21 protein-coding genes are annotated in these 23,699 nt (G+C 66.6%); 8 read left to right on the forward strand and 13 right to left on the reverse strand.

Annotation, left to right across the window (positions count from 1 at the left end; translation table 11 throughout):
- Positions 1–185: 185 nt before the first annotated feature.
- The 7 genes from OHQ90_RS31345 to OHQ90_RS31375 form a co-directional block, all read right to left on the reverse strand.
- Entirely contained in the window at positions 186–1,253 is a 1,068-nt protein-coding gene (locus tag OHQ90_RS31345) for an alpha/beta hydrolase (protein ID WP_328403647.1), read from the reverse strand.
- Positions 1,254–1,313: 60 nt separating this feature from the next.
- Positions 1,314–2,216 carry a lysophospholipid acyltransferase family protein gene (locus tag OHQ90_RS31350; RefSeq protein WP_328403649.1) on the reverse strand — a complete coding sequence of 301 codons (903 nt, stop codon included), beginning with the start codon at positions 2,214–2,216 and terminating at the stop codon, positions 1,314–1,316.
- A 171-nt stretch (positions 2,217–2,387) separates the two neighbouring features.
- Positions 2,388–3,899 carry a GTPase HflX gene (hflX, locus tag OHQ90_RS31355; protein WP_328413218.1) on the reverse strand — a complete coding sequence of 504 codons (1,512 nt, stop codon included), beginning with the start codon at positions 3,897–3,899 and terminating at the stop codon, positions 2,388–2,390.
- Between the two features lie 201 nt (positions 3,900–4,100).
- A complete protein-coding gene (gene dapF, locus OHQ90_RS31360; RefSeq protein ID WP_328413220.1) occupies positions 4,101–4,982 on the reverse strand; it encodes a diaminopimelate epimerase in 882 nt (293 codons plus the stop codon).
- Between the two features lie 56 nt (positions 4,983–5,038).
- Positions 5,039–5,878: a TrmH family RNA methyltransferase gene (locus OHQ90_RS31365; RefSeq protein ID WP_328403651.1), complete on the reverse strand. Its 840-nt coding sequence runs from the start codon at positions 5,876–5,878 to the stop codon at positions 5,039–5,041.
- Positions 5,875–6,813: a tRNA (adenosine(37)-N6)-dimethylallyltransferase MiaA gene (gene miaA, locus OHQ90_RS31370; RefSeq protein WP_328403653.1), complete on the reverse strand. Its 939-nt coding sequence runs from the start codon at positions 6,811–6,813 to the stop codon at positions 5,875–5,877. The genes OHQ90_RS31365 and miaA overlap by 4 nt, the downstream gene beginning before the upstream one ends.
- Entirely contained in the window at positions 6,810–7,595 is a 786-nt protein-coding gene (locus OHQ90_RS31375; RefSeq protein ID WP_328403655.1) for a hypothetical protein, read from the reverse strand. Before OHQ90_RS31375 ends, miaA begins: the two co-directional genes overlap by 4 nt.
- Positions 7,596–7,871: 276 nt before the next feature.
- Between OHQ90_RS31375 and OHQ90_RS31380 the strand changes: the two genes are divergently transcribed.
- On the forward strand, positions 7,872–9,254 hold the full coding sequence (locus OHQ90_RS31380; RefSeq protein ID WP_328403657.1) for a DUF349 domain-containing protein: 1,383 nt from the start codon (positions 7,872–7,874) through the stop codon (positions 9,252–9,254).
- Between the two features lie 60 nt (positions 9,255–9,314).
- Here OHQ90_RS31380 and OHQ90_RS31385 read toward each other — a convergent pair whose 3' ends face one another.
- From OHQ90_RS31385 to OHQ90_RS31395, 3 genes are all read right to left on the reverse strand, one after another.
- Positions 9,315–9,908, reverse strand: a complete 594-nt coding sequence (locus tag OHQ90_RS31385; protein WP_328403659.1) for an Rv2732c family membrane protein — start codon at positions 9,906–9,908, stop codon at positions 9,315–9,317.
- A 379-nt stretch (positions 9,909–10,287) separates the two neighbouring features.
- Entirely contained in the window at positions 10,288–11,823 is a 1,536-nt protein-coding gene (gene miaB / locus OHQ90_RS31390; RefSeq protein ID WP_328403661.1) for a tRNA (N6-isopentenyl adenosine(37)-C2)-methylthiotransferase MiaB, read from the reverse strand.
- A 328-nt stretch (positions 11,824–12,151) separates the two neighbouring features.
- Positions 12,152–13,138, reverse strand: a complete 987-nt coding sequence (locus OHQ90_RS31395) for a GlxA family transcriptional regulator (RefSeq protein ID WP_328403663.1) — start codon at positions 13,136–13,138, stop codon at positions 12,152–12,154.
- A 746-nt stretch (positions 13,139–13,884) separates the two neighbouring features.
- Between OHQ90_RS31395 and OHQ90_RS31400 the strand changes: the two genes are divergently transcribed.
- The 6 genes from OHQ90_RS31400 (at position 13,885) to OHQ90_RS31425 (ending at position 18,729) form a co-directional block, all read left to right on the forward strand.
- Positions 13,885–14,520 carry an HD domain-containing protein gene (locus tag OHQ90_RS31400; protein ID WP_328403665.1) on the forward strand — a complete coding sequence of 212 codons (636 nt, stop codon included), beginning with the start codon at positions 13,885–13,887 and terminating at the stop codon, positions 14,518–14,520.
- Between the two features lie 179 nt (positions 14,521–14,699).
- Positions 14,700–15,428: an amino acid ABC transporter ATP-binding protein gene (locus OHQ90_RS31405; protein WP_328413222.1), complete on the forward strand. Its 729-nt coding sequence runs from the start codon at positions 14,700–14,702 to the stop codon at positions 15,426–15,428.
- A gap of 48 nt (positions 15,429–15,476) precedes the next feature.
- Entirely contained in the window at positions 15,477–16,313 is an 837-nt protein-coding gene (locus OHQ90_RS31410; protein ID WP_328403667.1) for a glutamate ABC transporter substrate-binding protein, read from the forward strand.
- A 149-nt stretch (positions 16,314–16,462) separates the two neighbouring features.
- The gene (locus OHQ90_RS31415) at positions 16,463–17,137 is read left to right on the forward strand and encodes an amino acid ABC transporter permease (protein ID WP_328403669.1); all 675 of its coding nucleotides are present in this window, start codon (positions 16,463–16,465) and stop codon (positions 17,135–17,137) included.
- Positions 17,134–18,033, forward strand: a complete 900-nt coding sequence (locus OHQ90_RS31420) for an amino acid ABC transporter permease (protein WP_328403671.1) — start codon at positions 17,134–17,136, stop codon at positions 18,031–18,033. Before OHQ90_RS31415 ends, OHQ90_RS31420 begins: the two co-directional genes overlap by 4 nt.
- Before the next feature lie 273 nt (positions 18,034–18,306).
- Positions 18,307–18,729, forward strand: coding sequence for an NUDIX domain-containing protein (locus tag OHQ90_RS31425; protein ID WP_328403673.1), 423 nt, complete (start codon positions 18,307–18,309; stop codon positions 18,727–18,729).
- Between the two features lie 174 nt (positions 18,730–18,903).
- Here the strand turns inward: OHQ90_RS31425 and recX are convergent, their stop codons facing one another.
- The 3 genes from recX to OHQ90_RS31440 form a co-directional block, all read right to left on the reverse strand.
- A complete protein-coding gene (recX, locus tag OHQ90_RS31430) occupies positions 18,904–19,494 on the reverse strand; it encodes a recombination regulator RecX (protein WP_328403675.1) in 591 nt (196 codons plus the stop codon).
- Between the two features lie 346 nt (positions 19,495–19,840).
- Positions 19,841–20,887 (reverse strand): recombinase RecA, encoded by a 1,047-nt coding sequence (recA, locus tag OHQ90_RS31435; protein ID WP_328403677.1) that lies wholly within the window; start codon positions 20,885–20,887, stop codon positions 19,841–19,843.
- 216 nt (positions 20,888–21,103) lie between these two features.
- Positions 21,104–22,126, reverse strand: a complete 1,023-nt coding sequence (locus OHQ90_RS31440) for an Lrp/AsnC family transcriptional regulator (RefSeq protein WP_328403679.1) — start codon at positions 22,124–22,126, stop codon at positions 21,104–21,106.
- 96 nt (positions 22,127–22,222) lie between these two features.
- Here OHQ90_RS31440 and OHQ90_RS31445 point away from each other — a divergent pair, with 96 nt between their 5' ends.
- Complete coding sequence (locus tag OHQ90_RS31445; protein WP_328403681.1) at positions 22,223–23,635, forward strand: MFS transporter; 1,413 nt, start codon at positions 22,223–22,225, stop codon at positions 23,633–23,635.
- The last annotated feature ends 64 nt before the right edge of the window (positions 23,636–23,699 follow it).

Consider the following 23,699-nt stretch of genomic DNA (forward strand, 5'->3'; position numbering starts at 1 on the left):
TCATCGATATCCCGGCAACCACGAGCCCGAGCCGGGCGGCCGCAGCCCTCGGCCAGCCTGCCCGCGGCGCGGTGAGCACACCCCTCGAGATTCCGACAACGCCCGGTCTCCAGATGAAAGGCTTCGGGCAGCTCGGGCCAGGAGACGGCGAGCATGGGTCGCCGGAGATCCTGGCAACCACCGGCTCAAGCAGGCAGGCCCAGACCCTTGGCAAGGACCGGCCAGGAGGCGACCAGCGCCTGCTGCCAATAGCCCCAGGAGTGCGTGCCGGTCGACTGGAAGTCAAAGGTGGCGGGGATGCCGAGCTGATTGAGGCGATTCTGCATGTTGTGGGAGCAGTAGTTGGCGGCGGCTTCGAGGCCGGCGCCGAGGGTCACCTGGTTCGCGAGGCCGCCGACGCCGGGTAGGGCGTAGGGGCCGTTCAGGGTGTCCCACTGGCCGGGGATGCCGGAGCCGTTGGAAATGAACAGGTTTGTGCCGCGTAGTCGGTCGGCGTGGACGTAGGGGTCGTTGGCCGCCCACATCGGATCACCTTGCGGCCCATACATGTTCACGGATTCGCCGCCCCCTGCCGCGACGACGGTGTTGACGAAGTTCCAGCCGATCGGGTCGCTGATCTGAGCGCAACCGCTGTAGGCCGCGGCCGACTGGTAGAGACCAGGCTTGGCGATGGGGAGTTGCAGCACCGGCGTACCCGACATCGAAATGCCCGCGATCGCGTTGGTACCGTTCGCGCCGAGCGCCGAGTCGATCAGCGGCGGCAATTCTTCGGTGAAGAAGGTCTGCCATCTGTTCACGCCGAGCACCGGGTCAGAGGTGCGCCAGTCGGCGTAGTAGCTCCACGCGCCGCCGACCGGTTGGATGACGTTCACATCCTTGTCGGCGAAGAACTGTGATGCGGACGATTTCAAGTCCCACGTGGCCTCATCCTCGCCGCCGCCCGCTCCCGAAAGCAGGTACAGCGTGGGACGCGCGACCGAGGCGTCGGCGGGGCGCTGCACCTTGACCTCGATGTTCTTGTCCATAGCGGCAGAGAACACCTGGAGGACGAGGTTGCGGGCGTTTGTGATGGTGAAGCTGTCGATGCGGGAACCGTCCGACGAACGGGGCGAGGCGAGCAGTGAACCGGAGGCGATGATCGGATCCGACGGTGCGGACACCGCGGTAGCGAGGCCACCTGACGCTGCGGGCACCCCCAGGAACATCACTACCGCACCCGCCGCTACCGCCATTCGTCTTCGTGTCCAACGCATGGGACCACCGTAGCTGCCACTAACTGAGAATTTGCTGACAGCGCAGGTGGGACCCGGACGTCAACGATTCAGCAGGCCACGCAGCCGACCGATGAGGGTTCGACCGGAGTCGCGCTCCCGCTCGGCGAAGAGGAACTTCAGCTCCTCCTCCAGCTCTTTGCGCACGACATCGCGCAATTCCACTGCGGCAGCATGCTTGTCGACCGCATCGCGCCACGGCGCAGGATCGATCGGAGCACCCGCCGAGAAGTAGAAGCGCTCCGGTCGGGGCAGCACGGTCGGACCGATGCCACGGATAAGCGGCGGGGTCAGATCTTTGCTGAGACCCAGAGCCTCGACCGCCCAGCGCAGCGGGCGCAGCACGGGATGATCGCCGTCGAAGACGATGTCGTAGGCGTCATCGACGCCGATCATCGCCACCGGCACGATCGGCGCCCCCGCTTCGATCGCCATGTGCGCGAATCCGGACCGGCCCTGCCATTTCAGGACGTACTTCTCGTTCTTGCGGCGCACCGCCTCGCGACCACCACCCGGGAAGACGATGACGGCCTCACCGCGGGCCAGCAGCGCAAGGCAGTTGCGCCGATTGCCGCGAACGGCACCGAAGTGGTGCAGCAGTTCGCGCACACCGGGGACCGAGATGAGGACGTTCTCGGCGAGGCCGCGAATTAGCCTGCCGCGGCGGCGCAGAATTTCCGGCAGCAGCAGCGGTGCGTCGATGCCGCCCATCAGGTTGTGGTTGCCGACCAACAGCACCGGACCGTCGGCGGGGATGTTCTCGAGGCCGTAGTAGCGGGGGCTCGTCCAGGCGCGCAGGGGCGCGAGCAGGGTGTCGAGCACCCGAAGATCGGTGTCGGTCAGTGAAACCGAAAGCGGCGCACCGTCACTGAGCACGCTGGTGTGCGACGAGTCACCGGATGGCCGATCACGGGAAACGGCCGAGCCGGAGTTGTCGTGCGACATGGAACCCTCCTGATGTCGATTCGACGACGATATCGTAACGAAATCGACTGCGTCGCATCAGTTGTGTACCCGGAATGCACAAAGCCCGCCGACCGATGGTCGGCGGGCTGTGCACGCTCGCACAACAGCACGGTGAGCGTTACGTCACACTCCGATTCCGCATTGCGACGATCAGTCCTGCAATGGGGCGCTCGTCTCCGGATGTCCAGTGGTCTCGGCGTATCCGTTGGTGTCGGGAGCGCCGTAAACCTCCGAGGCGGACCCGGCGTGGGCGTACTCCGACAACGCCGCGGCCAGTGCGTGCGGTACTCGTGCCCGCACCCGGGTGCCACCTTCTTCGTGGGTTGATGCGGTGATCCGGCCGTCCGCGTGAATGCGGGCGAGCAGATCGCCACGGGTGTAGGGCAGCAGCACGCTGACCTCGACATCGAGTCCGCCGAGGACCTCGGCCAGCCGCTCGCGCAGTGCCGCGATGCCCGCGCCGGTATGGGCCGACACATAGGCCGCGTCGGGCAGCACCCCGCGCAACCGGGTCAGCTCCACCGGATCGGCCGAGTCGATCTTGTTGACCACCAACAGCTCCGGCGGCGCGGCCGAGCCGGACTCCTTGATCACGTCGGTGATCACCTCGCGGACCGCCTTGATCTGTTCGGCGGGCAGCGAGTCGGAGCCGTCGACGACGTGCAGCAGCAGGTCGGCACCGGTGACCTCTTCGAGGGTGGAGCGGAATGCCTCGACCAACTGGGTCGGCAGGTGGCGCACGAAACCGACGGTGTCGGTGAAGACGACCTCGCGGCCGTCGTCGAGGTCGGCGCGCCGGGTAGTCGGATCGAGGGTAGCGAACAGCGCGTCCTGGACCAGCAGGCCCGCACCGGTCAGCGCGTTCATGAGGCTGGATTTGCCCGCGTTGGTGTAGCCGACGATCGCGACCGACGGGATGCCACTGGAATTGCGGCGGGCCCGCTTGGTGTCACGCGCGGTCTTCATCTCACGAATCTCGCGGCGCAGCTTGGCCATTCGCTCGCGAATGCGGCGACGATCGGTTTCGATCTTGGTCTCACCGGGACCACGCAGACCCACACCGCCGTTGCTGCCTGCCCGGCCACCGGCCTGCCTGGACATGGACTCACCCCAGCCGCGCAGGCGCGGCAGCATGTATTCCATCTGGGCCAGGGCGACCTGCGCCTTGCCCTCACTGGAGGTGGCGTGCTGGGCGAAGATGTCCAGGATGAGCGCGGTCCGGTCGATCACCTTCACCTTGACGACCTTCTCCAGCGCGGTCAGCTGCGCGGGAGTGAGCTCACCATCACAAATCACCGTGTCCGCGCCGGTCTCCAGGACCACGGTGCGCAGTTCGTCGGCCTTGCCGGAACCGATGTAGGTGGCCGGGTCCGGCTTGTCCCTGCGCTGGATCAGACCTTCGAGTACCTCGGAACCCGCGGTCTCGGCGAGCGCGGCGAGTTCGGCCATGCTCGCCTCGGCCTGCACGGTGCTGCCCGAAGTCCAGACGCCGACCAGCACGACCCGCTCCAGGCGCAGCTGCCGGTACTCGACCTCGGTGATGTCGGTGAGCTCGGTGGACAGACCCGCGACACGACGCAGTGAGCTGCGGTCCTGCAGCTGCATCTCGCCGACTGTCGGGTCCGCGGACTTGGATTCTCTGGTCCAGCCCGAACGCGCCATGCGCGCCTTGTGCTCGGCTACTACGTCACCGGTGTCGGCGACTTCGTCCAAGTTCGCCTCATCGGCGGCCGTGGTGAAGTCGTCATCGTCGGCTGCCGGCGTGAATTCATACGTCTCTTGTTTCGTCATACAAGATCCATGGTCCCACGATCCACCGACTTAGCGCATCCGAGTATTGCAACGCCGCGCCGGGCCGGAATTTCAGAGCGCCTGCCACCAGCCTGCGGCGATGCGGCCGGAGGCGACGAGCACCGACGGGCCGCGCAGCTGGGCGGAACCGCCACGAAGGGTGACGATGACCTCGCCACCGGGGATCCGGACCCGGACCTCGCCGCTGTCGGTAGCGATCGTGAATCCGGAGTCCGCCAGTGCCGCGGCGGCAGCGGCGACGGTTCCTGTTCCGCAGGAACGGGTTTCGCCGACACCACGCTCGTAGACACGCATGTCGACGGAGTTGTCGGCATCCAGCGCGGTGACGATCTCGACGTTGACGCCGTGCGGGAACAGGTCGGGGTCGTAGCCGGGTGAGGCGGTCAGATCGAGCTTGGCCAGCGCATCGACCGACAGGCCGGGGTCGACACAGGCCAGGTGCGGGTTGCCGACGTCGATCCCGATTCCGGAGAACGCCCAGCCCGTGACGGTGGCCGTCGAGAGACCCAGCTCGCGGACCACACCCATATCGACGGTGACATCGCCGTTGACCGGGTCGGCGGCGTGCACGGTGACCGGGCGCGCCCCGGCTCGGCTGCCGACCACGAACTGCGTACGCGATTCGAGGCCGCTGGTGGCCAGGTAGTGCGCGAAAACCCGGACGCCGTTGCCGCACATTTCCGCGATCGAGCCGTCGGCATTGCGGTAGTCCATGAACCAGTCGGTGGCGTCGATGCCGTCGGGGATCCGGTCGAGCACACCGCGCTCGCGCAGTGCGCCTGCGCGCGCCACGCGCAGCACCCCGTCGGCGCCGAGGCCACGCCGGCGGTCGCATAGCGCGGCGATCCGCTCCGGGGTCAGCTCCAGCCGAACCTCCGGGTCGGGCAGCACCACGAAATCGTTCTGGGTGCCGTGCCCTTTCGAAAATTCGATGTCTGCCACGTTCCCATTCTCTCTGTTCGGTGTGCTCCCGGCTGATCGCGGGTGAGTCATCTGACAAACGTCCTGCGCTGGCGGGAAATTTCGTACAGCGTGGCCGCCGCGGCCGACGGCGCACCGAGCGAGCTGGCGGTGCCGCCCATCGGGATGTAGACCATGTGGTCGCAGGCATCCTGCCAGGCCGCACTCATGCCGCTGGTCTCGTTGCCGATCACCAGAATGGTCGCCTCGGTGAAGTCGTGGTCGAAGACCGCGCTCGCACCGTCTTCGTCGGTGCCGACGATGCGGGTGGGGATGCCACGTTGCACCTGCCGGTCCCGGAATTCGAGCACTTGCCCGGCGCCGGCGGCCCGGTAGACCGGCATGGCGAACAGCGAGCCGGTGGAGGCTCGAACGGCCTGCGGGTCGTATTGGTCGGCACCGTGGCCGGTGACGATCACACCGCTCGCGCCGAAGGCGTCCGCCGAGCGGATCAGGGTGCCGAGGTTGCCCGGCGAGTTGGGGCGGTCGAAGACCACGACCACCGGCGGTGCGGTCGCACCGGGCTCACCGGGTTCGAATGTGTCCAGCTCGGGCTGCCGCGATACCGCGACGGCCACCAATTCCGGTATGCCGGTTGCCTTTTCGCCGAGTTCGGCCATCAGCTCCGGCACCAGGCCGACCTGCGGCACGCCGCTGGTGTCGAGGAGTTCACGTGCCCAGCTCGACAGCTCGGGCGCGCCGAGCCGGTAGAGCATCGTCTCGAGTGGCCAGTCGTTGGCGATCGCCTGGGTGATCGGGCGCACGCCCTGAACGAGAAAACGGCTGTCACGGTGGCGTTTGGTGCGATTGTTCAGGTATGCCTGCCAGACCTGGACCGAGGCATTGCGGGTACTCACACGTCTTGTCACTGCGGAGTCCGTTCTGTGTTGTCGAGACGTTGCGCGGGCAGCAGAGACAGCGCGGTGGCGACCAGCTCGGGGTCGGCGCCGTCCACCCAGTGCACCCGGGGATCCCGCCGAAACCACGAGCGCTGGCGCCGGACGTAACGCCGGGTGCCGATCAGGGTGCGTTCCTGCGCGTGGTTCAGGTCGTATTCGTTGTCCAGATAGGACAGGACTTGTGCGTAGCCGATCGCCCGGCGCGCTGTGACGCCGTCGCGCAGGCCGACATCTATGAGACCGCGTACCTCCTCGACCAGTCCGGATTCGAACATCAGCGCGGTGCGCCGCTCGATGCGCGAATCCAGTTCGGCGGTATCCCGATCGACGCCGATGATCACAGTGCCCCAGCGCGGTTCGCCGATGGCGGGCGCCGAGGCCGCGAACGGGCGGCCGGTGAGTTCGACGACCTCGAGTGCGCGCACCATCCGCCTGCCGTCGGTGGGCAGGATGGTCGCCGCGGCGGCGGGATCGGCCGCCCGCAACGCCTCGTGCACCGCGACGAGGCCCTGTTCGGCGAGCAGGATCTCCCAGCGCGCCCTGACCTGGGGATCGGTGGCGGGAAACTCCCAATCATCCAGCAGCGCTTGGACATACATCATCGAACCGCCGACGATGACCGGGGTGTGCCCGCGCGCGATGATCGCGGTGACGTCCGCGATCGCGGCGGCCTGGTAGGCGGCCACGGTGGCGGTCTCGGTCACGTCGAGTACGTCGAGCTGGTGGTGCGGGATGCCGCGACGCTCGCCGGGGGCAAGTTTGGCGGTGCCCACGTCCATGCCGCGGTAGAGCTGCATCGCATCGATGTTGACGATTTCGCCGCAGAGTCGCTCGGCGAGGTCGAGGCCGAGATCCGATTTGCCGGTAGCAGTGGGGCCGACGACGGCGATCGGGGTGATCGTCACGGCGCATCACCCTGCTCGCGCACCGGGCGCCACACACTCACCTGGTAGCCGACGCCGAAAGGCGCGTCCCGATAGAGCGTCTCGACCTCCGGATCGCTCGGATCGGCGGCGAACAGCCCGGCCAGCACCTGGTAGGCGGCCCGCCCTGCCATCGCCAGCTCGGCGCACAATGCCGGATCCAAGGCGAGCAGTCCGGCCCGATCGCCCGCCGCCAACGCGCGATCGAGATCGTCCTGGACGGCGGTGGCGCGGGTATCCAGATAGCCGGGTGCGGCCGTGGACAGTGTTGCCGCACCGTCGGCGATCACCAGCACGCCCAGTGGTTCGGGTGCATCGTCGAGCACTGTTCGTAGCTCTGCTCCGATTTCGGCACAGCGGGCCGTCGAGGTATCTGCGGCGACGATACGGGCCGCGGCCTCCGCGGCCGGCGCGACCTGTCCCCGCAACCATCCGGCGATCAACGCCGGCAGCGGAAGCTGTGCGTCCGGCACATCGTCAGCAGACCTTGTCGAGAGGGCTGGATTCGATAGCGCGACCCGAGTGTCGACCCCGAATCCACGGAATGTGCCGAGTGTGTCGGGCGCGAGCTGCGCGTCGGCGGCGCCTGCCCCGATCACCAGCCAGTGCTGTGCGACCGCCAAAGCGCCCGCGGCCTCCAGTGCCGCCGCACGCAGCAGGCCGGGCACACCGACGGGATCCGCCCCGGTCACATGCGCGACACCGCCACATAGCTCGGGCACGAGGATCGGCGGCGACGGGACCAGGGCCGCAATGGAGAACACGACGTAACCGTAGTCGTTCGCAATACCGGTGCCACGCACCGCGGGTACCGGTCCCCGGGCGACCCCGCGGCCGGTCGGGTTCGAGTGTCTCTGCCGCAAACTTGGCCGAGATTGATAGTGTTCGAGGTGCTACAACCCAGGTCATCACGGGTTGCATTCCCTTGGAATCATCCGCGTGAGGACGTCGATCGATAGTTTGCAGGGCTCGAACCGGGTTCAATGGGATGAGCTAGGGCGTAACCAGGCAGCCGTGACGCGCGGCAGGGACGAGGAGCAATGACGGACAGCAACGGAACCGCGAAGGCCACCCCCGGCACGACACCGCGCCCCTCGGACGTCCCGAAGCCCGGCGCCCCCAAACCGGGCGCCGCGCAGGCTCATCCCAAGCCGCACGCCATCAAGCCGGCTCCCGGCGAACATCCCCATCCTGTAGTTGTCCCGACCACCAGTGATCCCAGTGTCTGGGGCCGCGTCGACGAGGACGGCACCGCCTGGGTGAAGACCGCCGACGGCGAACGCATCGTCGGCTCCTGGCAGGCCGGTGACGCCGCCGAAGGCCTTGCACATTTCGGTCGCCGATTCGACGACCTGGCCACCGAGGTGGCATTGCTGGAGGCCCGGCTGGCCGCGGGCGCGGATGCTCGCAAGACCAAGGCGGCGGCGATCACCATCGCCGAGTCGATGTCCACCGCAGCGGTGATCGGCGATATCGATAGCCTGTCTCGCCGGCTCGCCGCGATCGCCGAGCACTCCGAAGAGGCGGCGGCACACGCCAAGGAGGAGAAGGAAAAGGCCAGGCACGAGCACACCGAACGCAAGGAAGTGCTGTGCGCCGAGGCCGAGAAGATCGCTACCGAGTCCACCCAGTGGAAGGCCGCGGGCGATCGGCTGCGCGAGATCCTCGACGAGTGGAAGTCCATTCGCGGCGTGGACCGCAAGGTCGACGACGCGTTGTGGAAGCGCTACTCCAAGGCCCGTGAGGCGTTCAACCGCCGCCGCGGCGCGCACTTCGCGGAGCTCGATCGGGAACGTTCGGCCGCGAAGACGCGTAAGGAAGAACTGTGCGTGCGCGCCGAGGAACTCTCGGGCTCTACCGACTGGGTCGGCACCGCGGGTGTGTTCCGTGACCTGCTCGCCGATTGGAAGGCCGCGGGCCGCGCGCCGCGCGAGGCCGACGAGGCGCTGTGGCGGCGATTCAAGAGCGCCCAGGATGTGTTTTTCGCCGCGCGCAATGCCGCCGTCAACGAACGTGACGCCGAGTTCGAACACAATGCCATCGCCAAGGAAGAGCTGCTGCACGCCTACGAGCACATCGATCCGGCCAACGGCCTCGATACCGCACGGAACGCGCTGCGCGAGCTCCAGGACAAGTGGGATGCACTCGGCAAGGTGCCGCGGGAGCGGATCCAGGAATTGGAAGGCAAGCTGCGCGCCATCGAGAAGCGGGTCCGTGACGCGGTCGACGCACAGTGGCGCCGCACCGATCCGGAGGCAATGGCCAGGGCCGCACAATTCCGTGAGCGGGTAGCGCAATTCGAGGAGCAGGCGGCGAAGGCGACCGCGGCGGGCAACAAGCGTGACGCCGAGAAGGCCTCGGAACAGGCCAAGCAGTGGCGTGAATGGGCCGATGCGGCAGAGGGCGCTGTCAGCAACCTCTGACACCGGGGAGGCGGCCGGTCGGACCGATTTCAGGAACGGTCATCCGGCAGGTCGGGTGGGTTACTCGCCCATCAAGCGGCGGCGGTCGCGCTCTTCCGCCGCGGCCGCGGCGATGCGGCGCTGTTCTTCCGCGGCCAATTGCAGTGCGGTGCGGCTCCATACAACGCGCACCCAGTGGAAGGTCAGCACGATGGCGGCGAGTGCGCCGAGGATCAGGCCGATGCCGGGGCCTGCGCCGTAGTAGTTGGCGCCACCGGGGCCACCGACGCCTGGGGTTTGGCGGTGCCAGATGGCGAAAACACCGAAGGCACCTGCGATGGCGGATCCGGCGACCGCGATCCAGGCCAGTGCCCAGCGGCGGGTCATCAGGGCGAGCAATGAGAAACCGATGCTGAAGATGACGACGAACCAGACGAAGATCCGGGACGGCAGGCCGATGTGCTCGAAGCTCGCGGCACTGGTGTCGAGCAAGACGTCGAAGCCGCGTGCGGTGCCCGCGTGCGGCAGCACCAGCGACACCAGCAGCACGAACACCGCGCCTGCGACCACCATGGCGCGGACGCCGGGATCGATCTCACCGGCGACACGGCGCTCGACGGCGTCGAGGTCGTCACGGAACTGCTCGAAGTCTTTGCTGCTCTCGACCGAATTCACTGAGCCCTCGTTTCGTTCGGCGTCATCATGGTCGGCACTGCCGGGGTCAACTGTGCCATCGGTGCGTCCGACACCGGAAGTCGACCCACTACGCGAGGTAGTATTTGCCGCCGAATCCGAGGCGCCAGGGTTCGATTCGCCTTCGGCCGGAAGCGGATTCGCACCGTCCGCGCTGCGGCCGGACGCGAGCTCCGCTCCCCCGGGTCCCCGCGTCGCGTCGCTGTCCTTATCCGGCGCGCCGCTCATGCCGCTACCTCGTCGATGCTCAGTTTCGGCACACCTCGTCCACCCTCCGAACACGATTTCCGCCCGCCTACCACCACGCCGAACCGCGGCGCACTCGCGATGGGCGCTGGAGCGACTGCCTTGCTGTGCACGCTCATGCGCCACAGCCGGTCGAGCAGCCCGCGGCGGCCGGTTCCGAGGCCGGGGCGCCGATGCGAGGCAGGCCGAGACCGACTCCGATCGGTTCGGTCTTGGGCGTGACGCCGCGCTCGTGCGCGTCGCCCGCGCGGGTGCGGCGATGGGTGCGCACGGGTCCGTCGGCAATCAGGTAGTGGGGAGCCGCGCCGGTGATGTCGACGGTGACGATGTCGCCGGGCCGAACCGTGCCTGCGCTGCCCGATTCCGTGACGGGCGGGCGGAAGTGCACCAGCCTGCCGTCGCGGGCTCGGCCGCTCATGCGTGCGGTGGCCGCGTTCTTCTTGCCCGCGCCCTCGGCGACCAGCAGCTCCACTTCGGTGCCGATCAGCTCGCGGTTCGCGTCCAGGCAGACTTCCTCCTGCAGCGCGATGAGCCGTTCGTAGCGCTCCTGGACCACCTCTTTGGGCAGTTGATCGGGCATATCGGCGGCGGGCGTACCGGGACGCTTGGAGTACTGGAAGGTGTAGGCGCTGGTGAAGCGGGCCTGGCGCACCACGTCCAGGGTCTCCTGGAAATCTTCCTCGGTTTCGCCCGGGAAGCCGACGATGATGTCGGTGGTGATCGCCGCGTGCGGCATTGCCGCACGGACCTTTTCGATGATGCCCAGGTAGCGCGCCTTGCGGTAGGAGCGGCGCATCGCCTTGAGCACCCGGTCCGAGCCGGATTGCAGCGGCATGTGCAGCTGTGGGCAAATATTGGGCGTCTCCGCCATCGCCTCGATCACGTCGTCGGTGAACTCGGCCGGGTGCGGGGAGGTGAAACGCACGCGCTCGAGTCCTTCGATCCGTCCGGCCGCGCGCAGCAGCTTGGCGAATGCGCCGCGATCACGTTGTTCCTCGGGATCGGCGAAGGAAGCTCCGTAGGCGTTCACGTTCTGCCCGAGCAGCGTCACCTCGAGCACGCCCTGGTCGACCAGTGCCTGCACCTCGGCCAGTACGTCACCTGGGCGACGGTCGACCTCTTTGCCGCGCAGCGACGGCACGATACAGAAGGTGCAGGTGTTGTTGCAGCCCACCGAGATCGACACCCAGCCCGCATACGCGGACTCCCGTTTGGCGGGCAGCGTCGAGGGGAACGCCTCGAGCGATTCCAGGATTTCCACCTGCGCCTCGTGGTTGTGCCTGGCCCGCTCCAGCAGCACCGGCAGCGAGCCGATGTTGTGGGTGCCGAACACGACGTCGACCCAGGGCGCCTTGCGCACCACGGTGTCGCGATCCTTCTGCGCGAGGCAGCCGCCTACCGCGATCTGCATACCGGGCCGTTCGGCTTTGATCGGAGCGAGGTGGCCGAGGGTGCCGTAGAGCTTGTTGTCGGCGTTCTCGCGAACCGCACAGGTATTGAAAACCACCAGGTCGGCCGTCGCCCCCGGCGCGGCCTGCACGTATCCCGCGTCCTCCAGCAGGCCGGACAAACGCTCGGAATCGTGCACGTTCATCTGGCAGCCGAAGGTGCGCACCTCGTAACTGCGAACTGCTCCCTCTACCTGGCCCATCGAATTCACCTCTCCAGGGTAAGGCCGCCGGCATCCGCGCCGTTCAGCGCCTCGGTATGCGGTGGCCTCGCCTTCGCTCGGGCCAAGCGCGACTAACGGCGGACTCCGTCCAACTACGCCGGATCAAGCGGTGGCCTCGCCTTCGCTCGAGCCAAGCGCGACTAACGGCGGACTCCGTCCAACTACGCCGGATCAAGCGGTGGCCTCGCCTTCGCTCGAGCCAAGCGCGACTAACGGCGGACTCCGTCCAACTACGCCCGATCAAGCGGTGCGCGGCAGTCTCGCCTTCGCCCGCGCCGAGCGGGGGTTCTCGGTGTGCCCGTTCGGGCTACGCGTGATGGGTGTCGGTCTCGGCGGTGCCGTTGGCTGTGGTGCGGAAGCGCGCGCGGTATGCCGAGGGGGTGATGCCGAGGCGACGACCGAATGCGCGCCGCAGCGATTCGTCGCTGCCGAAGCCGGTGCGCAGAGCCGTATCGGTAACGGTTGCCCCCTCGGCGAGCAGGGCTTGTGCCGCCTCGACGCGTACGGACTCGACGTATGCGGCGGGGGTTGTGCCGAGTTGGTCATGGAACAGGCGGGTCAGGTGGCGGATGCTCAGGCCCGCGCGAGCGGCAAGGGCTGGTGCGGAATGGTCGGCCGCGGCGTCGACGGCGATGGCGTCGACGACCGCGCGCAGCGGATCGTGGCGGACCGCCGGAGTGCGCAGCACGGCAGAGAATTGCGACTGTCCGCCGGGGCGCTGCATGAAGACCACCAGGTCACGAGCGACCTCGCGGGCCAGGGCGGCGCCGGTGTCCTCCTCCACCATCGCCAGGGCGAGGTCGATGCCCGCGGTCACGCCTGCGGAGGTGAGCACATGTCCGTCACGGACGTGGATGGCATCCGGCTCGACGCGGACGGCGCGATAGCGATGCGCCAGCGTGGCGGCGTGTCGCCAATGGGTGGTCGCGCGGCGGCCGTCCAGCATGCCCGCTTCGGCCAGGGCGAACGCGCCGGTGCACACCGAGGCCACCCGGCGCACTCGTGGAGCGAGCGCGGCGAGATCGGTCAGCAGAGTCACGGGGATTCGGTTGCGTGGAAGATCCGCGGAACCGGGGACCACCACGGTGTCGATCGGGGCGTGCTCGACCCGGCCGTCGACAGCGAGTCGACCCGTCGCGGTGGTCACGTCCGCGCCATCGGCAGAGCACACCGACCATCGATACCGCGCCCCCAGGTCGCGGGCGGTCGCGAACACTTCCAGTGGTCCGGTGACGTCGAGTTGCCGCACGCCGTTGTAGGCCAGGAACACGATGTGACGAACCTTGCGCGACATGCCGCAAGCCTATTCGTGTGGCCATAGCCGAATTCGAGGGATATCTATCCATACGGACATGACTCGGGTCTTCAGCCGCAACCGCAGATTATTTCGACAACGCCGACCAGGGCCCCGAATACCCGCTTCCGCCACAGATGCCGATGGACACTGTGGACACGCCCCAGCGGCGGGCGAACATCTGGAACAAACCGTAACCGAGCAATAGGCCCGTTCCGAAGTCGTGTCAGGGGTCACCGTGGACCTGAACGATCTTCTGTATCCAAGCGCTCTCCTCGAAACCGGAGAATGCGCAGCGAATCAGCTACCCGGCCATATCGACAAACAAGGGCGTGTGGTGCTCATCCGACGCCTCGTCCGCGAGGGGCTGCTCACCGAATGCCGCTCGGCCGATCCCGCGCGAGACACGGTTACGCCGATACTCGAGGACTTGGACCGCTGACCACGAGCAGTCCCACCATCGCAGGACATCGCGCTTCTCGATGCGGCTGACGTGGACAGGTCCACCGCGATCCGGGTCAGAACGGCGGTAGAGCGAGCGATGACACCCCGAGCGGTCCGGTGATGTCGAGCTGTCGCACGCCGTCGTAGGCAGGAAACAACGATGTGGCGAACCTCGCGAGATATACCGCGAGCCTATCGCGGAAAAATGGCCGAATCCGAGGGATACCTGTCCATACAGACATGGCTGCGACCTTCGGCCGCAACAAGACTCGATGACGAGAACACCGACACCAGGAGTCTTCATGAGCCACATCGCCGACATCGTCATCCCCGACAGCCGCCTGGCCGCCGCCGCAACCGAACTGGTTCGCGACGCCACCGACGATCTGCTGTTCGACCATTCCCGCCGCGTCTACCTGTTCGGTGCCTGGCAGGGCGCCCGTCGCGGCCTCGAGTTCGATCCGGAGCTGCTCTACATCGGAGCGATGTTCCACGACCTCGGCCTGACCGACGAATACCGCACCTCCGACCGCAGATTCGAGATCGACGGCGCCGAGCAGGCCGCCGCGTTCCTGCGCGCACACGGCATTCCGGAGGAGTCGGTGCGGCTGGTGTGGGATGCCATCGCGCTGCACACCACACCGGAGATCCCGCACTGGATGCGACCGGAGATCGCGTTGGTCACCGCGGGTGTCGAACTCGATGTCCTCGGGATCGGCTACCGCGATCTGCCCGCCGACATTCGTGACGCCATAGTCGCCGCGCACCCGCGCCCGGACTTCAAGAAGCGAATTCTCGCCGCGTTCACGCACGGCATCGAGGATCGGCCGCAGACCACCTTCGGCAATGTCAAAGCCGACGTGCTCGCCCGATTCGTGCCCGGCTTCGAGCGAACCGATTTCGTCGAGGTGATCGAGGGCTCCAGCTGGCCCGAGTAGGGCCGACCGGAAGGTTACAGGCACGTGTCGATTCGGCGCGGCGGGGCGGTGTGTCGCGGAAACTCGGGCAAATTCGTATTTTCCGCTTAAGGTCTTGATGCATGACCGACGCCGCTGCCGCGCCCGACACGACCGGGGCCGCCACGACCGGGGATGAGAGCGCCACCACCAGTGCGCCGATGATCTCGATGCGCAATGTGGATAAACACTTCGGTGAGCTCCATGTGCTGCGGGATGTCAACCTCGAAGTTCCCAAGGGACAGGTCGTCATTGTTCTCGGCCCCTCGGGGTCCGGGAAATCGACGCTCTGCCGCACCATCAACCGGCTGGAGCCGATCGACTCCGGCGATATCGCCATCGACGGTGTGCCGCTGCCTGCCGAGGGCCGCGCGCTCGCCGCATTGCGCGCCGATGTCGGGATGGTGTTCCAATCCTTCAACCTGTTCGCGCACAAGACCATCGTCGAGAACGTGATGCTCGCGCCGCTCAAGGTGCGCAAGATCGCCAAGAACGACGCCCGCGCCCGGGCGATGGAACTGCTCGAACGTGTGGGCATCGCCAACCAGGCCGACAAATATCCGGCGCAGCTGTCGGGTGGCCAGCAGCAGCGTGTAGCCATCGCGCGCGCCCTGGCGATGAGCCCTAAGGTGATGCTGTTCGACGAGCCGACCTCCGCACTGGACCCGGAAATGGTCCAGGAGGTGCTCGATGTGATGGTGTCGCTGGCCAAAGAAGGGATGACCATGCTGGTGGTCACCCACGAAATGGGTTTTGCTCGTCGCGCCGGGAACAGGGTGCTGTTCATGGCCGACGGACAGGTGGTCGAGGATGCCGAGCCGGAGGCATTCTTCACCGCGCCGAAATCTGAGCGTGCGAAGGATTTCCTCGGGAAAATATTGAGCCACTGACCATCTGACAATCACGGCCATCGAAAACCATATGAGGGAAGGAACTCGATGAGGATCAACCGTGCGCTTCGAATCGGTGTCGGGGCGATCGCCCTGGCGCTGACCGCCGCAACCGCAGCCGCTTGTGGCGGAGGCGACAGCAAGACCGCCCTGGACAACGCCAAGGACGGCAAACTCACTGTCGGGATCAAGTTCGACCAGCCCGGCCTGGGCCTGCGCAACAAGGACGGCTCCTACAGCGGGTTCGATATCGAGGTCGCCAAATACGTCGCCGGCAAGCTCGGCGTGAAGCCGGAAAGCATCACCTTCAAGGAAGCCCCGTCCGGCCAGCGCGAGACGCTGATCGAGAACGGACAGGTCGACTACATTGTCGCCACCTACTCGATCAACGACAAGCGCAAGGAGAAGGTCGACTTCGCCGGGCCCTACTACGTTGCGGGCCAGTCCCTGCTGGTGAAGGCCGACAACAGCAACATCAACGGCCCCGATGATCTGAAGGGGAAGAAGGTCTGCTCGGTGAAGGGCTCGACCCCCGCCCAGAACATCGAGAAGAACTACCCCGACACCCAGCTGCAGACCAACGACACCTACTCGCTGTGTCTCGAGGGCCTCTCGGCAGGTTCGTATGACGCGGTGACCACCGACGACATCATTCTGGCCGGTTATGCCGCGCAAAGTGCGGGCTCGTACAAGGTCGTCGGCAAGCCGTTCACCACGGAGAACTACGGCATCGGCGTGAAGAAGGGCGACAAGGAACTCCGCGACAAGGTCAACGACGCAATCGAGGCGATGATTGCGGACGGCTCTTGGAAGAAGGCGTTCGACACGACGGTCGGTGTCTCGGGCTACCAGGCCCCGACTCCGCCGACGGTGAACCGGTACTGAGATTGCTGACTGGGTGGTCCGGAAGGGCCACCCAATCGCTCTCGACGTGCTGAGGGATGGTTTCACCGTCGCTACAAGCCCTGCACATCGCGCGGCCAGGATGATCCCCGGCCTCGCGCACCGACCCCGATCGGAGGGACGGATCCGCCGTGTTCGACCTGATCTCGAGGTATGACGTCCTCGGAGCCTTCTGGGTGACCATCAAGCTGACCGCGTCGTCCGCGGTCCTTGCCCTGATCCTTGGCACATTTGTCGCCGCAATGCGCGTATCCCCCGTGCCGGTCGCCCGTTTCCTCGGCAGCGCCTACGTCACCATCTTCCGCAACACCCCGCTCACGCTGATCATCGTGTTCTGCTCGCTGGGCCTCTATTCGACCATGGGCTGGAAGCTGGCACCAGAAGGCCCGAACTCGCTGGCGCAGAACAACTTCCGGTATGCGGTACTAGGACTCAGCATCTACACCGCGGCATTCGTCTGCGAATCGTTGCGCTCTGGCATCAACACCGTGCCGATGGGCCAGTCGGAGGCAGGCCGCTCACTGGGCTTCAGCTTCACACAGAATCTGCGCATCGTGGTGTTGCCGCAAGCATTCCGCTCGGTCATCGCGCCGCTCGGCAGCGTACTGATCGCACTGACCAAGAACTCCACGATCGCCTCGGCGATCGGCGTCGCCGAGGCCGCGACTCTGATGGCCAAGATGAACGAGAACGAGGCCGCGCTGATCACTATCGGCGCCATCTTCGCGCTCGGCTTCGTGATCCTGACCCTGCCGACCGGCCTGCTGTTCGGCTGGCTCGCCAAGCGATTCGAGGTGGCCCGATGAGTACCGGTGCTTCGGTTCTTTTCGACGCGCCGGGTCCCCGGGCGCGCATCCGCAACCAGATCTATTCCGTCATCGCCGTCATCGCCGTGTTGGCGATCGGCTGGGTGTTCTACCGCGGCTTCGCCGATAAGGGACAGTTCACCACGGAGAAGTGGAAGCCGTTCACAGAGGCCGACGTCTGGACGACCTACCTGCTGCCCGGCCTGCGGGGCACCCTCGTCGCGGCGCTGCTCTCGATTGTGTTCGCGCTCGTGATCGGCATGATCTTCGGCATCCTCCGGCTGTCGGAGCACCGTCTGGTGCGGTGGGTGGCAGGGGCGATCGTCGAGGTGGCCCGGTCTATCCCCGTGCTGATCTTGATGATCTTCCTTTTCTACATCTTCTCCGACTACAAGTTGTTCAAGGTCGATCAGCTCGCCCTCGCGGCCGTCGTGATCGCGCTGACCGTCTACAACGGCTCAGTTATCGCCGAGATCGTGCGCGCGGGCATCAAGTCGCTACCGAAGGGGCAGACCGAGGCCGCAGTGGCACTGGGGCTGCGCAAGGGGCAGCTGATGCGGTTGATCCTGCTGCCGCAAGCGATCACCGCGATGCTTCCCGCATTGATCTCGCAAATGGTTGTCGCACTGAAGGATTCGGCGCTCGGCTACCAGATCACCTACCTCGAGATCGTGCGTCAGGGCTCGCAACTCGGCGCGTCCGAACGGAATACGGTGCCCGCACTGATCGTCGTCGCGATCGTCATGATTCTGCTGAACAGCACGCTGACATTCGTGGCGAACAAGCTGGAGCAACGGTTGCGCTCGCGCAAACGGGCCAAGGGCGCAACGGTCCTCGCGGCCGACTCAGTCCTCACCGACGCCGCACCGGGCATGGATATCACGAAGAAGCCGTGAGCCTCGACGCGACGGCATTAGACGAATAACTGGCCCGGACCCGAGGGCCGGGCCTGCGGGCGCTCGATGCGGTAATCCGCTCGAGCGCACCGCCATTCGAAGCGACGGGCGGCGAACCGAGCCGGGCACCCGCCACAAGCCCCCTCCCCTCCCGATTGCACTGAAGGCCGCACCTTTTCTCGGCATCCGCCCACTCCAAGCGCTACATCCTCGACGGTAGGCACCGAAATCACCTACCTCCATACGGGCGGCATCCGACATAGAAGGGTCCAGATGAGCGCCGCAACAACCGAAATCATCGCCCGCGCAGTCATCCGCGACGGCGATCGGCTGCTCGTGGCACGCGCACGCGGCAAGAAATGGGCGTTCCTACCCGGTGGCCATGTCAAGCCCGGAGAGCCTGTCGAGTCAGCCCTGGTCCGTGAACTGTTGGAAGAACTCGGAACGGCGAGCAGGATCCTCGGCCTCGTCGGTGTCGTCGAGCACGGATACGTCGACGACGAATCGACCACACGTCATGAGGTGAATCTGGTGTTCGCCGCTGAGGTGGACAGTTTCCCCGCCAGCCAGGAAGGTCACCTCGAATTCTTCTGGTTGCCGATAAACCAGCTGTCGACGACCGATCTGCGACCGAGCGCGTTGAAGGGCGTCATCGCCAGCGGTGCACAGTCGTTCTGGCACGGTTGGAACGGCTGAGTATGGGATGTTCCGATCCGAAGGGAGACGGACCGGGATATGCAAACGAGTGCCAGGCCCGAGGGGCACCAGGCAACCGGTGAACCACCGAATCCAGTGGCGAGATTGTGGCCGGGACGACTTCGCCGAGGTCGCTGCGCGAGCTGCTGAGGGGGTACGGAGCAGCTGCCGGAGCTAGTCGATCGAGTCAGGAAGGTCTTCGATGTCGGAGGCTGTGCCGTGGCTTGCCAGTTCGGCTTTCACCACCTGGTAGGCGGTGGACTGGTTGTAGCCGCGGCGGGCGAGCATGCCGACGAGGCGGCGAATTGCTTTGTCGCGGTCCAGGTTTGCCGGCATCGAGCGGAGTTTGCGGCGAACCAGTTCGACGGCGCGGGATTCCTCGTCGTCCGAGGTGATGGCGTCCAAAGCGGGGGCGGCGTCGGACGGCGCGACGCCCTTGCGGCGGAGTTCTCGAGCAAGGGCCTGTTTGCCTTTACCGGAGAAGGTGTGGCGGGCGTGCACCCACTCTTCGGCGAAGGCGGCGTCATTGATGAGGTCGATCTCGGCGAGACGGTCCAGGGCGGCCTCGGTCACTTCGGGTGTGAATCCCTTGGCGGCCAAGCGTTGTGCGAGTTCTGCGCGGCTGCGGGCGCGGACGGCGAGCAGGCGCAGACTTGCGTCCTTTGCCTGCTCGACCGTCCCGCCCGGCGGGGTCGGTTCCGACGAGGACCGGTGCGCCCCGGCCTGTTTCGGCTCCGATCGACCCCGCTCGGATCCGGCCGCCACCGGATCCGCCTCCCATCGGCTTCCCGAACGATCAGAATCGCCCGATGAGGTGGCTTTCGCCCGCCTACGCTTGGATGTGGACCCAGTCGAGCGCGCCCGCTGCGGTTCGAGCGCGCTCGACCAGCTTCCTCCTATGTCCGGATCGGCCGAACCACCTTCAGCCGACCGGAATCGCCCGAATCCGGACTCGTGCGGTCGCGATCCAGTGTTGACCGGATCAGCGGAACGGCCAGAAGCGGACAGGAGTTCGTGCAGCCGACGCCGCGTTTCGTTCACCGGGTCGGGCCGCGCCTCATCGGGCGCGGCCGGACCGGAACGTTGCGGTGTGCGTCGGCCGTTCATCGGATCAGAAATCGGCGGGCACCTCGGCGACCGCATCGGCTGCGGTCACATCGGCGCCGATGCCGAGCTTTTCCTTGATCTTCTTCTCGATCTCGTCGCGGATATCGGTGTTCTCCAGCAGGAACTTGCGGGCATTCTCCTTGCCCTGACCCAGCTGGTCACCGTCGTAGGTGTACCAGGATCCGGACTTACGAACGAAGCCGTGCTCGACACCCATGTCGATGAGCGAGCCTTCCTTGCTGATGCCGAAGCCGTACAGGATGTCGAACTCGGCCTGCTTGAACGGCGGCGACACCTTGTTCTTGACCACCTTGACGCGGGTGCGGTTGCCCACCGCGTCGCTGCCGTCCTTGAGTGTCTCGATGCGGCGCACATCCAGGCGCACCGAGGCGTAGAACTTCAGCGCCTTACCACCCGTGGTGGTTTCGGGGGAACCGAACATCACGCCGATCTTCTCGCGCAGCTGGTTGATGAAGATGGCGGTGGTACCCGTGTTGCTCATCGCACCGGTCATCTTGCGCAGCGCCTGGCTCATCAGACGGGCCTGCAGACCGACGTGGCTGTCACCCATCTCGCCCTCGATCTCGGCGCGCGGCACCAGCGCGGCCACCGAGTCGATGACGATGATGTCCAGCGCGCCGGAGCGGACCAGCATGTCGGCGATTTCCAGGGCCTGCTCACCGGTGTCCGGCTGCGAGACGAGCAGGGCGTCGGTATCGACGCCGAGCTTGCGGGCGTACTCGGGATCGAGGGCGTGCTCGGCGTCGATGAAGGCCGCGACACCGCCCGCCGCCTGCGCGTTGGCCACCGCGTGCAACGCGACGGTCGTCTTGCCCGAAGATTCCGGGCCGTAGATCTCCACGACACGACCGCGCGGCAACCCACCGATACCGAGGGCCACATCCAGCGCGATGGAACCGGTCGGGATCACCGAGATGGGCTGGCGGGCCTCCTCGCCGAGACGCATGACCGCGCCCTTGCCGAAGCTCTTCTCCACCTGAGCCAACGCCATCTCGAGCGCCTTGTCGCGGTCATACGCCTGTGGTGCCATGTCCTGATCCCCTTTTCGCCGGGTAAGTCTTCGTTCTTGGTTGGCGCCCACATTAGAGGGCGGCACCGACAAGTTCTGACGCCAACATTAGACGAACAGATGTTCGAGTCAAGCGACGCGCCCGGTAACACGCGAACCGGCTTTCCCGCCCCTGGCAACCGGCCCGTTAAGCGAGGTCGAGCCGTGACGGAGCCGCCGAACATCGACGTGATCCGATCACCGCACCAAGGAAATCCGATCACTGTCCAGCAGCGTCTGCGCCTGCTTGAAGACCCGCAGCGCGGGCGTGACCTCGACGTCGGTGATTCCGTCGAGGGGGCCGAGCCGCTGCGTGACATAGCGGTAGAGGTGTGCAGTATCGCTACACACGATCGAAACCATCAGATTGGTAGGCCCGGTGGTCGCGGCGACGAACACGGTTTCCGGGTGCGCCGCGATCGCGGCACCCGTCGCCTCGAGGTCGGCGGGCCGGGTGCGCAACCACAGCGCTGCCCGCACGGCATATCCCATCCGCTCGATCGCGAAGTCGAGGTCGAAATACAGCACCCTGGATTCGACGAGTTCGGCCATCCGGCGGGCCACTCGCGTTGCAGTCCAGCCGATTTCGGCGGCAATCTGTGCGTACGGCGCGCGGCCGTCGCGGCCGAGAATCATCAGCATCGCCTCGTCCTGCGCCGAGAAGTCGACCGGAGCCTCCGGCCCGACGTGGTCGGCCGTCGATCCTCGCGGACCGAGTTGGCGCAACTGGGCCCGGGTCAGCAGGTGACTGTAATGCGGCCAATCCTCCGCGAGCGGGAACCGGTGGATCACCTCGTGCGCGATCAGCCCGGTCACCTGACTGGCCTGGGGCAGTGTGTGCAGCAACAGTCTGTCGCGACGCTCGGCGGAGCGTGGCCGGCTCACACAGGTCACCTCGGACCCGGTGGACAGCAAGGTGACCCAGCTCAGATCGGGGAACCTGGCCAGCGATTCGGCCAGCCGCACCGCCTTGTCCGGTGTCGACCGGAGCCGGATCACCCAGCGGGCGTGCCCGAGCGGCACCGCGTTCACCTGGCCCGACACATGCAGGATGCCGCGTTGACGCAGTGACCGATAGCGGCGCGCGACGGTCTGTTCCGACACTCCGAGGATGACGCCCAGCTTGGCGAACGCGATTCTGGCGTCGGTCACCAGTGCGTACACGATCTGCTTGTCGAGCACATCCAGCAGGGAGGATTCCTGCGCCTCTTCGAGCTGCACCGGAGGAATCTATCGCAGAGAGCGGTATAGCTATGAGGATATCGCCGGTTGTCGCACGCTGGGCGTCGAAATCGTTCGCACCCTTGGAGGCTTCCTGTGAAGAAATGGCTCCCCTTGTTCGCCGCGTGCCTCGGCACGCTGATGCTGCTCATCGACGTCACCATCGTCAATGTCGCACTCCCCGACATCGCCGCCGATCTCGGCACCGGCCTGTCCGGCTTGCAGTGGGTGGTCGACGGCTACGCGCTGGCACTGGCGGCACTGCTGCTGATACTCGGCTCGCTGGCCGACCGAGTCGGCGCGAAACGGACGTATCTGGCCGGGCTCGCAGTGTTCGCCGTCGCGTCCCTCGTGTGCGGGATCGCGCAGTCCGCATCGAGTTTGATTGCGGCACGGGCACTTCAGGGCCTCGGCGGCGCGGCCATGTTCGCCACCACGCTGTCGCTGTTGCACGCGACCTACACCGGCCGCGATCGTGGTGTTGCCTTCGGCATTTGGGGCGCGGTCTCCGGTGCGGCGGCAGGCCTCGGCGTCGTACTCGGCGGCGCGCTGACCGACGCGTTCTCGTGGCGCTGGATCTTCTTCGTCAATCTGCCGATCGCGGTGGTGGCAATCGCCTTGACCGCCCTCGTGTTTCCACAGTCGATGCGGCGGGCCGATCGCGCGGTGGATCTGCTCGGCATGCTGACCTTCGCGACCGCCGCAACCGGAGCGACCTATGGTGTCATCCGCGGCGGTGAGCACGGTTGGACCGACGGTCCCGCGCTGTCGGCGCTGGTGCTCGGCGGCGCGGCGCTGCTGGCCTTCTGGCTCGTCGAATCCCGTAGCGCGGCACCGATGTTCCCGCTGGCGCTGCTGCGAAACCGCGATTTCGGCGGCACCCTCATCGGGGCGAGCGGACAGACCTTCGCGGCTTTCGCGGCAACACCGCTGATCTCGCTGTGGCTGCAGCAGCAGTTGCAGATGACCCCGCTGCACGCGGGCCTGGCAATGTTGCCGATGGCCGCGACCGCGTTCGTGGTCGCGGGAGTGTTCGGGCGACTGCTGCACGACACGGCGCCGAAGTGGACGATCGGGGTCGGGCTCGTCGTCGTCGGCATCGGCGCCGGACTGCTCACCCTGATCGACACCGGATCATCCTGGAGCGCACTGTTGCCCGGGTTCATAGTGATCGGTGCCGGGATCGGCGTCAACGCACCGGCATTGGTCGCCGTCGGCATGGCCGCGGTGCCGCCGCAGCAGGGCGGCACGGCCGCGGGCGCGGTCAATACGGCGCGGCAGCTTGGGCTCGCGCTCGGAGTCGCGGTGCTGGGCACCGTGTTCCGCGAGGTCGCCGACGCCGATCAGCGGATGACACCGGCGCAGTTCGTCGATGGGCTCGACGCGGCCCTCCAGGTGGCGGCCGTCGTCGGCATCGCATTCGGACTGATCGCGTTCGCCCTGTTCCACCGGCAGCGCACGGTTGCCGGGGCAGAGCGGGGCGATCGCACGGCAGTCGCCGCACGGTAGCCTGCTGGTGCAGGAGGCGTGATCGAGCCCGCAGCTCCCGATCACGCCTTTCCCGGTAGTCATT

The organism is Nocardia sp. NBC_00403 (assembly GCF_036046055.1).
Lineage (GTDB): Bacteria > Actinomycetota > Actinomycetes > Mycobacteriales > Mycobacteriaceae > Nocardia.